The sequence below is a fragment of the Variovorax sp. 20P10.2.4 genome (genome assembly GCF_058244205.1).
In genome coordinates this window covers 1-8,845 of the sequence record NZ_JBZAYE010000290.1, presented here as the reverse complement: position 1 = coordinate 8,845, position 8,845 = coordinate 1, and the positions used below count along the sequence as shown (strand labels likewise).

At 70.7% G+C, this 8,845-nt stretch carries 10 protein-coding genes; 9 read left to right on the top strand and 1 reads right to left on the bottom strand.

The window, feature by feature from the left end; genetic code table 11:
- The coding region (locus tag AC27VN_RS23860) for a LysR substrate-binding domain-containing protein (protein ID WP_490878109.1) at nucleotides 1-305 on the top strand (305 nt) is incomplete at its 5' end.
- Nucleotide 306: 1 nt separating this feature from the next.
- On the opposite strand, the gene AC27VN_RS23855 is transcribed toward AC27VN_RS23860, so the two are convergent.
- Nucleotides 307-1,212, bottom strand: coding sequence for a LysR family transcriptional regulator (locus AC27VN_RS23855; RefSeq protein ID WP_490878108.1), 906 nt, complete (start codon nucleotides 1,210-1,212; stop codon nucleotides 307-309).
- Between the two features lie 144 nt (nucleotides 1,213-1,356).
- Here AC27VN_RS23855 and AC27VN_RS23850 point away from each other — a divergent pair, with 144 nt between their 5' ends.
- Genes AC27VN_RS23850 through AC27VN_RS23815 form a run of 8 tightly spaced genes read left to right on the top strand, consistent with a single transcriptional unit; the run spans nucleotide 1,357 to nucleotide 8,816 of the window.
- Nucleotides 1,357-2,202, top strand: coding sequence for a cysteine hydrolase family protein (locus AC27VN_RS23850; protein WP_490878107.1), 846 nt, complete (start codon nucleotides 1,357-1,359; stop codon nucleotides 2,200-2,202).
- Between the two features lies 1 nt (nucleotide 2,203).
- Nucleotides 2,204-3,244 carry an ABC transporter substrate-binding protein gene (locus tag AC27VN_RS23845; protein WP_490878106.1) on the top strand — a complete coding sequence of 347 codons (1,041 nt, stop codon included), beginning with the start codon at nucleotides 2,204-2,206 and terminating at the stop codon, nucleotides 3,242-3,244.
- Nucleotides 3,245-3,280: 36 nt separating this feature from the next.
- Complete coding sequence (locus tag AC27VN_RS23840) at nucleotides 3,281-4,072, top strand: SDR family NAD(P)-dependent oxidoreductase (RefSeq protein WP_395349350.1); 792 nt, start codon at nucleotides 3,281-3,283, stop codon at nucleotides 4,070-4,072.
- Between the two features lie 17 nt (nucleotides 4,073-4,089).
- Complete coding sequence (gene allB / locus AC27VN_RS23835) at nucleotides 4,090-5,559, top strand: allantoinase AllB (RefSeq protein ID WP_490878105.1); 1,470 nt, start codon at nucleotides 4,090-4,092, stop codon at nucleotides 5,557-5,559.
- Complete coding sequence (gene atzD / locus AC27VN_RS23830) at nucleotides 5,556-6,710, top strand: cyanuric acid amidohydrolase (RefSeq protein WP_490878104.1); 1,155 nt, start codon at nucleotides 5,556-5,558, stop codon at nucleotides 6,708-6,710. Before allB ends, atzD begins: the two co-directional genes overlap by 4 nt.
- An 8-nt stretch (nucleotides 6,711-6,718) precedes the next feature.
- The gene (locus tag AC27VN_RS23825) at nucleotides 6,719-7,603 is read left to right on the top strand and encodes an ABC transporter ATP-binding protein (protein ID WP_093344071.1); all 885 of its coding nucleotides are present in this window, start codon (nucleotides 6,719-6,721) and stop codon (nucleotides 7,601-7,603) included.
- Nucleotides 7,600-8,382, top strand: coding sequence for an ABC transporter permease (locus tag AC27VN_RS23820; RefSeq protein ID WP_093344073.1), 783 nt, complete (start codon nucleotides 7,600-7,602; stop codon nucleotides 8,380-8,382). The genes AC27VN_RS23825 and AC27VN_RS23820 overlap by 4 nt, the downstream gene beginning before the upstream one ends.
- A gap of 17 nt (nucleotides 8,383-8,399) precedes the next feature.
- Complete coding sequence (locus AC27VN_RS23815; RefSeq protein ID WP_203203782.1) at nucleotides 8,400-8,816, top strand: DUF3830 family protein; 417 nt, start codon at nucleotides 8,400-8,402, stop codon at nucleotides 8,814-8,816.
- The last annotated feature ends 29 nt before the right edge of the window (nucleotides 8,817-8,845 follow it).

Below are 8,845 nucleotides of genomic sequence, written 5' to 3'. Positions count from 1 at the left end.
GTAACCCGATCCAGAAGGTGATCGATCGCCAGCTCGGCGAGATGGGCCTGGCCGACGCGCAGCGGCCCGCCTTCAACTTCTTCGGCACGCTGATCTCGATGGTCGAGGCCGGCTTCGGCACCGCCGTGATGCCCACCTTCGCGCTCGCGGCCTGCCGCCGCCACCGCGTGCGGACCGACGTGCTGGTGAAGCCGCGCGTGGGCATGGACTTCTTCCGCGTGACCAAGCGCGGCGCGCACGAGACCGAGGCGCTGCGGGCCTTCAGCGAGACGCTGATGAAGGCGCTGCCGGCGCTCTCGCACTGAGTCAGTCGAGCGCCGCCAGCCGCTTGCCCAGGAACTCCGCGAACGCATAGGCGATCACCGGCAGCTGCCGCCCGCGCAGGTTCGCGAGCACCAGCTCGCCGCGCGGGAAGCCGCGGTCCTCGATCTCGCGCACCACCACCTCGCGGTCGTCGGGCAGGGCGCCGATCGCCATCTGGAACGAGATCGAGCGCCGGTCGTAGACGCAGCCGCGCAGGAACTCGAAGCTGTTGCTCTCCACCATCGCGTCGATGCGTATCGAGCTGCGCGCGAGGAAGCGCTCGATCAGCTGGCGCCCGCCGGTGTCGCGGTTGGGCAGCACCACCGGGTACTCGGCGCAGTCGCGCAGCCGCACGCCGGTGGCCGACCCTGTGGCGATCGCGAGCGGATGGCGCGCATGCATCAGCGCCATCAGCCGCTGCTCGACCGAGGTCAGGCGCTCGATGTCGCTCTCGGGCGCGAGGTTGAACACCAGCGCGAGGTCGGTGCCGAAGCTGCGCAGCGCCTCGGCGGCCTGCACGTGGTCGCCGATGCGCACCTCGAAGGCCACCAGTGGATGGCTCCGGCGGAAGTCGTGGATCGCCGCGGGCAGGAAGCGCGGCGCCAGCGCCTGGCTCGCCACCACCCGCACCGTGCCGCGGCGCAGCCCCTTGAGCTCCTCGATCTCGGAGCGCACGCGTTCGAGGTCGGCCGCGCGGCCGCGCACATAGCGCATGAACAGCTCGCCCGCGGTGGTCAGCCGCATGCCGCGCGGCAGCCGCTCGAAGATCGGCGTGCCGAGCTCCTCCTCGATGTCCTGGATGCGGCGGTTCACGGCCGAGGGCGCGACATGCAGCCGTTCGGCGGCTTGGCGGATCGAGCCCGCGCGGGCGACCTCGTCGGCATAGCGCAGGAAGCGCAGGTGGTTCATGGTGGATCGCTGGTCAAAGGGATGTGGCCGCGACCGGTTGCATGATCCGGGCCATGGCTGCGTTGCCGTTGCGGCAACGCAGGGTCCGCGAAACGGTATGGATTCGGAGCACCTTCTGGCACGGTGACTGCGTGGGGGTCGGGCATGAAACGCCGATCCGATATCCCGCGCACCAAAGACGAACAGCCGGCACGCTTCGGCCCCGCCGCGCACAACGCCTGGACGCTCGACGCGCAGGGCGTGAGCCTGGTGCGCGCACCAAGGCGGCCCGTTCCGGTGCGCATCGATGCGCAGCCGCAGCCGGTGCAGTTCGACCTCGCGCGCAGCGCGCTCGTGGTGGTCGACATGCAGAACGACTTCTGTCACCCGGAGGGCTGGTTCGCGCAGAAGGGCCTGGGCACGAAGGCCGCGCGCAAGCCCATTCCCGTCATCGCGCGCCTGCTGCCCGCCTGGCGCGCGGCCGGCGGCGCGGTGGTGTGGCTCAACTGGGGCATCCGTGCCGACGCGCGCAACCTCAGCCCGACCATCCACTTCAAGGGCAAGCGCAGCGCCGACGGCGTGGGCTATGCCGAGCGCTCGCCGATCGACCACGGCCCCTCGCTGGTGCGCGGCGAGTGGGGCGCGCGCGTGATCGACGAGCTCGAGGTCGCCGCCTCCGACATCACCGTGCACAAGCATCGCCTGAGCGGCTTCTGGGACAACGAGTTCGACAGTCTGCTGCGCCAGCAGGGCATCACCACCTTGCTGTTCGCGGGCATCAACACCGACCGCTGCGTGTTCTCCACGCTGCAGGACGCGGCCTTCCTCGGCTACGACTGCGTGCTGCTGAAGGACGCCTGCAACACGCCGTCGCCGGCCTACGTCACGCGCGGCATCCATTTCATCGTGCAGCAGCTGCACGGCTTCGTCGCCACGGCCGAAGCGCTCATGGCCTCGCTGCCGAAGCGTTCGCGCCGCACCGCATCCACCCCGCCCCACCAGGAGTCCTGACATGTCCCTCTTCCGCCGCCCCATGCCCGCGCTGCTCTCGGCCTGCGCGCTCGCGCTGGCCGCCACCGGCGCCGCCGCCCAGACCTCGGTCAAGATGGTCCTCAACTGGAAGTACGAAGGCGCGCAGGCCTGGTTCTTCACCGCGCAGGACAAGGGCTACTTCAAGGCCGAGGGCCTCGACGTCGAGATCGACCAGGGCGAGGGCTCGGCCGCCTCGATCCCGAAGGTGGCCGCGGGCGCCTACCAGGCCGGCTTCGGCGATGTGAACGCGCTGATCGACCTGGCCTCCAAGCGCCCGGCCGATGCGCCGGTGGCGGTCTACATGCTCTACAACACGCCGCCCTTCACGCTGGTGGTGAAGCAGGACAGCCCGATCCGCGCGCCCAAGGACCTCGAAGGCAAGACCATCGGCGGCCCGGCCAACGACGGCGCGCTCAAGCTGTTCCCGGCCTTCGCGAAGATCGCCAACGTCGACCCCGCCAAGGTCAACATCACCAACATGGCGCCCAACCTGCGCGAGCAGATGTTGAGCCGCGGCCAGATCGACGCCGCCTTCGGCTACGTGACCACCGTGAGCTTCAGTGCCAAGGCCATGGGCCTCGATCCCGCGAAGGACCTGCGCTTCATCCGCTACGGCGACCACGGCATGGACCTCTATTCGAACGCCGTGTTCTTCTCGCGCGCCTTCGTGAAGGACAACCCGAAGGCGGTGCAGGGCTTCGTGAAGGCGCTCAACCGCGCGATCAAGGACGTGATCGCCGATCCCGATGCCGGCGTGGCCGCGGTGATGAAGCGCGAGCCGCTGCTCAAGCGCGAGGTCGAGAAGGAGAAGCTGCTCGCCACCCTGCGCAACGACATGAGCCATCCCGAGATCGCGCGCATCGGCCTGGGCGACATCGACGAGGCGCGCATGCAGCGCGGGATCGAGATCGTGGCCGATGCCAACAAGCTGCCGCGCAAGCCCACGGTGGCCGAGGTCTTCGACCGCGGCTTCCTGCCCGCGCGCGCCGAGCGGCCCTCGAGCCTGGACCGCCAACCCTGAACCCCGCCACAACGACACGAACAGAGAAAGACGAACATGGACCTGCAACTCAAGGACAAGGTGGCGCTCATCACCGGCCCCGCCAAGGGCATGGGACGCGCCGTGACGCTGGCCTTCGCGCGCGAAGGCGCGAAGCTGGTGCTGGCCGGCCGCGACACCGCCGCCATCGAGCCCGTGGCCGCCGAGGCGCGCGCGCTCGGCGTGGCTGCCATCGTGGTGCCCTGCGATCTCACGAAGAGCGCGCAGACCGAGGCGCTGGCCGCGCATGCGCTCGAGGCCTTCGGCCGCATCGACATCCTGGTCAACGTGGCCGGCGGCTCGGGCCCGATCGGCAAGACCGGCTGGGAGACCACGAGCGAGGAGTTCGACGAGATCGTGCAGCTCAACATGACGGGCTGCTTCAACACCATGCACGCGGTGCTGCCCTCGATGATCGAGCGCAAGAGCGGCAAGGTGGTCAACGTCGGCGGCACCTTCGGCATGCGCGGGCGCGCCGGCCGGCTCGCCTACTCGGCCTCGAAGTGGGGGCTGCGCGGCATCACCAAGAGCTTCGCGCTCGAGGCCGGCCCGCACGGCATCAACGTCAACTGCGTCGCGCCGGGCATGGTCGACGGGCCGCGCTTTCGCGAGAAGGTGTGCGCCAACATGGCCGAGAAGCTGGGCATCACGCTCGAGGAGGCGATGACGCGCCACGCGGCCGACTACGCGCTGCGCCGCGTCTCCACCGACGCCGACGTGGCCAACGCCTGCCTGTTCATGGCCAGCGAGGTCTCGCGCCAGATCACCGGCGTCGACCTGCCGGTCGATGGCGGCTGGGCCATGCTCTGAACGCGGGGGAACGAAGCATGAAGGAAGTCGACCTCGTCATCCGCGGCGCCCAGGTGGTGTCGCCGGACCGCATCTTCGAAGCCGCCGTCGCGATCGCCGGCGAGCGCATCGTGGCCGTGGGCCACGACGACACCATGCCGAGCGCGCGCGAGGAGATGCGCGCCGACGGCCTGCACCTGCTGCCGGGCGCCATCGACAGCCACGTGCATTTCCGCGATCCCGGCTATCCGAACAAGGAGACCTGGAAGACCGGCTCGGCGGCCGCGGCGCTCGGCGGCGTGACCACCGTGTTCGAGATGCCCAACACCAACCCGCCGACCGGCACCGTCGAGGCGCTGCGCCTCAAGCAGAAGGCGGCCGAGTCCTCGTACGTGGACTTCGGCATCCATGGCCTGCTCGGCGACGACACCGTCGAGCGGCTCGAGGAACTGCTCGACGCCGGCGTGACCAGCTTCAAGGCCTTCGTCGGCAACACCTTCGGCAACCTGCCCGCGCCCACCGACGGCGCGCTGCTCGAGGGCTTCGAGAAGCTCGCGCCGCTGGGCATCCGCACCGTGGTGCATGCCGAGAACTCCTCGATCCTGTTCCGGCGCCAGAAGAAGATGCAGGCGGCCGGGCGCATCGACGCGATGGCGCACCTGGCGGCGCGGCCCGCGGTGGCCGAGATCGAGGCCATCGGCCGCGTGCTCACCCTGGCCGAATGGACCGGCGCGCGCGTGCACATCGCGCACCACAGCGCGGCCGACTCGCTCTACCTGCTGCGCGCGGCGCGCGCGCGCGGCGTCGACGTGACGGCCGAGACCTGCCCGCAGTACCTGCTGCTCAACACCGACCACATGCGCACGCTCGGCGGCGTGATGCGGCTGAACCCGCCGATCCGCGAGCCGCGCCACAACCAGCCGCTGTGGGACGCGCTGCTCGACGGCACGCTCGACATGATCGCCACCGACCATGCGCCGCACGCGCCCGAGGAGAAGACGCGCGAAAGCATCTGGGACTGCGACTGCGGCTTCCCGGGCGTGGAGACGCAGATGCCGCTGATGCTGACCGAGGTCAACCGCGGCCGCGCCTCGCTGATGGACTACGTGCGCTGGAGTTCGGTCAACCCGGCCAAGGCCTGGGGCCTGTACGGCACCAAGGGCGTGATCGCGCCGGGCGCGCATGCCGACATCGCCTTCGTCGACATGAACCGTGCGGGCGTGCTGTCGCAGAACAAGCTGCAGAGCATCAGCAAGATCTCGCCGTGGAACGGTCGCGCGGTGCGCGGCTATCCGCTGCACACCCTGCTGCGCGGGCGCTTCGTGATGCGCGACGGCCGGCTGGTGGCCGAGGCCGCGGGCTGGGGCCGCTCGGTGAAGGGCGTGCAGCGCATGCCGGTGGCCAAGCCGCGCAACACCGAGCACTACAGCAGCGCGATCCTTGAGACGCCGCCGGGCGTGCCCGTGAATGCGGTGCCGGTCGGCGAGATCGACTGGAACGCGGCATGAGCGCAGATCGCATCCAGGAGGTGCGCGTCTGGCGCATCGCGTGCAGCGGGCCCGGCGACCTGCGCGGCGCGCGGGCCTTGATCGAGGCGGGCGAGCTCGTGCCGTCCGAGATCGTCGCGGTGATGGGCAAGACCGAGGGCAACGGCTGCGTCAACGACTTCACGCGCGAGTACGCCTCCGCGGCCTGGTGCCAGCTGCTCGCGGGCGCGCTCGGCTGCACGCCCGAAGCCGTGCACCGCCAGGTGGCGCTCGTGATGTCGGGCGGCACCGAGGGCGTGCTCTCGCCGCACTTCACCGTGTTCGCGCGGCGCTGGCGCGACGAGGCAGCGCCGGCGCATGGCGAGAAGCGGCTGGTGGTCGGCGTGGCGCACACGCGCGACTTCCTGCCCGAGGAGATGGGCCGTGCCGCGCAGATCGACGCCACCGCCGAGGCCGTGGCCGCGGCGATGCGCGACGCGGGCATCGACGGCACGCACGACGTGCACTTCGTGCAGGTCAAGTGCCCGCTGCTGACCTCGGCCAAGGTGGCGGCCGCGCTCGCGCGCGGTGCCGCGCCGGTCACGCACGACAGCTACGAGTCGATGGGCTACTCGCGCGGCGCCTCGGCGCTCGGCGTGGCGGTGGCGCTCGGCGAGGTGGCGCGCGCCGATATCGGCGACGCCAGCGTGATGGCCGACTGGAGCGCCTACTCGGCGCGCGCCTCGGCCTCGGCCGGCATCGAGCTCGAGGGCAACGTGGTCATCGTGCTCGGCGAGGCGCGCGCCAGCGCCTCGGCGCTGCGCATCGCCCACGGCGTGATGCGCGACGCGATCGACGGCCACAGCGTGCGCGCGCTGCTGCGCGATGCCTTCGGCCTCGATGCCGAGCGCGATGCGCAGGCCGTCTCGCGCCGGCTCGTGAACCTGCTCGCCAAGGCCGAGGCCAGCCCCGACGGCCGCGTGCGTGGCGAGCGCCACACCATGCTCAACGACTCCGACATCCATGCCACGCGCCATGCGCGCGCGGTGGTCGGCGGCGTGCTGGCCTCGCTGGCCGGCCACACCGCGCTCTATGTCTCGGGCGGCGCGGAGCACCAGGGGCCCGCGGGCGGCGGTCCGGTGGCCGCGATCGTGCGCGTCGAGGACGCGCACGCGTCCTCTCCTTCTTCCTGAAAGCGACCATGGAACGAGCCTTCATCCAACTGTCGGACGTGATGCTGCGCTACGGCGGCGGCACCATCGCGCTGGACCACACCACGCTGGGCATCGACAAGGGCGACTTCGTCGCGCTGGTCGGCCCCAGCGGCTGCGGCAAGTCGACCATCCTCAAGCTGGTGGCCGGGCTGCTGCGGCCCAGCGCCGGCGCCGTGATCGCGGGCGGGCGCGAGGTGGGCGCCGTGGGCGTGCGCACGCCCGCCGGCAGCCATGCCTCGGCCGCGCCGCGACTGCGCATCGGCCTCGCGTTCCAGAACCCGACCATGCTGCCCTGGCTCACGATCCGCGAGAACGTGATGATCCCGCTGAAGATCGTCGAGCCGTTTCGCCAGGACTACCGGCGCAAGAAGCGCGGCGAATACGCCGAGCGCGCCGACGCGCTGCTGGCCCAGGTCGGCTTGAAGGGTTTCGGCGACAAGCGGCCCTGGCAGCTCTCGGGCGGCATGCTGCAGCGCGCCTCGCTGTGCCGCGCGCTGGTGCACGAGCCCGAGCTGCTGCTGCTCGACGAGCCCTTCGGCGCGCTCGACCAGTTCACGCGCGAGGAGCTGTGGGACATCATGCAATCGCTGTGGATCGCGCGCCGGCCCACGGTGCTGCTGGTGACGCACGACCTGCGCGAGTCGGCCTACCTGGCCAACCGCATCTGCGTGATGAGCGCGCGGCCGGGCCGCATCCTCGAGACGCGCGAGGTCGGCTTCGCGCGGCCGCGCACGCTGGAGAGCAGCTATGCGCCCGAGTTCGCGGCGCTGGTGCAGCAGCTGCGCATGCGCATCGCGCAGGCGCGCCGCGGTGGCGACGCGGTGCCCGAAGGTGCAGCGGCCGAGCCGCTGGTCGCGGAGGTGGCGGCATGAACGCGATCTCCCCCGTGCTGCGCCAGCGCCTGCTGTCGACCGGCGCGCTGCTCGGTTTCTTCGTGCTGTGGGAGCTGGCCTGCCTGGCCGGCGGCATCTCCGACCTGGTGCTGCCGCGGCCGAGCCAGATCGCCCATGTGCTGCTCGAGAAGATGCCGCTGCTGTGGCCGCACACCGTGCAGACGCTCTACACCACGCTCGCGGGCTTCGTGCTGGGCGTGGCCGCTGGCGTGCTGATCGGCGTGGCCATCGGCTCCTCGAAGCTGGCCTACGACGTGACCTATCCGCTGCTGGTGGGCTTCTCGAGCATTCCGAAGGTGGCGGTGGTGCCGCTGTTCGTGGTGTGGTTCGGGGCCGGCACCGTGCCCGCGATCCTGACCTCGATGGTGATCAGCATCTTCCCGGTGGTGGTCAACGTGGCCACCGGCCTCGCGAGCACCGAGCCCGAGCTCGAGGACGTGCTGCGCGTGCTCGGCGCGCGCAAGCGCGACATCCTCTGGAACGTGGGCCTGCCGCGCACGCTGCCCTACCTGTTCGCCTCGCTCAAGATCGCGATCACGCTGGCCTTCGTGGGCACTGTGCTCAGCGAGACCGTGGCGGCCAACAAGGGCATCGGCACCGTGATGATGATCGCCAGCGGCAACTTCGACGTGCCGATGGTGTTCGCGGGCCTGTTCCTGCTCGCGGCGATGGGCGTGCTGCTGTATGCGGTGTCGGCCCTCGTCGAGCGGCGCATGACGGGCTGGGCCCAGCGCAAGACCGACATGGCCATGGCCTGAACCAGGGACGACCTCCAATGACTTCCACACGCATCCTCATCACCGCGGGCGACCTGCGCTTCGTGGCCCAGACCCATCCCGACGCGCCGCTCACCGTGGCCGCGTTCTCGAAGCTCTTGCCCTACCGGCAGAAGCTGATCCACGTGCGCTGGAGCGGCGAGGGCTGCTGGGTGCCGCTGGGCGACTTCCAGCTCGGCGTGGGCTTCGAGAACCACACCAGCCATCCCTCGGTGGGCGACATCCTGTTCTACCCCGGCGGCTACAGCGAGACCGAGATCATCCTGGCCTACGGCGCCTGCAGCTTCTCGAGCCGCATGGGCCAGCTCGCGGGCAACCACTTCCTGAGCATCGTCGAGGGGCGCGAGCAGTTGCGCGAACTCGGCCGGCGGGTGCTGTGGGAGGGCGCGCAAGACGTGCGCTTCGAGGCCGCCTGAACTTCACGCAAGACCAAGGAGTTCCCATG

Bases quoted from the DNA above. Each gene is read 5' to 3' on its own strand.
- AC27VN_RS23855 (WP_490878108.1), bottom strand. From the start codon at position 1,212: ATGAACCACCTGCGCTTCCTGCGCTATGCCGACGAGGTCGCCCGCGCG.
- AC27VN_RS23850 (WP_490878107.1), top strand. From the start codon at position 1,357: ATGAAACGCCGATCCGATATCCCGCGCACCAAAGACGAACAGCCGGCA.
- AC27VN_RS23845 (WP_490878106.1), top strand. From the start codon at position 2,204: ATGTCCCTCTTCCGCCGCCCCATGCCCGCGCTGCTCTCGGCCTGCGCG.
- AC27VN_RS23840 (WP_395349350.1), top strand. From the start codon at position 3,281: ATGGACCTGCAACTCAAGGACAAGGTGGCGCTCATCACCGGCCCCGCC.
- allB (WP_490878105.1), top strand. From the start codon at position 4,090: ATGAAGGAAGTCGACCTCGTCATCCGCGGCGCCCAGGTGGTGTCGCCG.
- atzD (WP_490878104.1), top strand. From the start codon at position 5,556: ATGAGCGCAGATCGCATCCAGGAGGTGCGCGTCTGGCGCATCGCGTGC.
- AC27VN_RS23825 (WP_093344071.1), top strand. From the start codon at position 6,719: ATGGAACGAGCCTTCATCCAACTGTCGGACGTGATGCTGCGCTACGGC.
- AC27VN_RS23820 (WP_093344073.1), top strand. From the start codon at position 7,600: ATGAACGCGATCTCCCCCGTGCTGCGCCAGCGCCTGCTGTCGACCGGC.
- AC27VN_RS23815 (WP_203203782.1), top strand. From the start codon at position 8,400: ATGACTTCCACACGCATCCTCATCACCGCGGGCGACCTGCGCTTCGTG.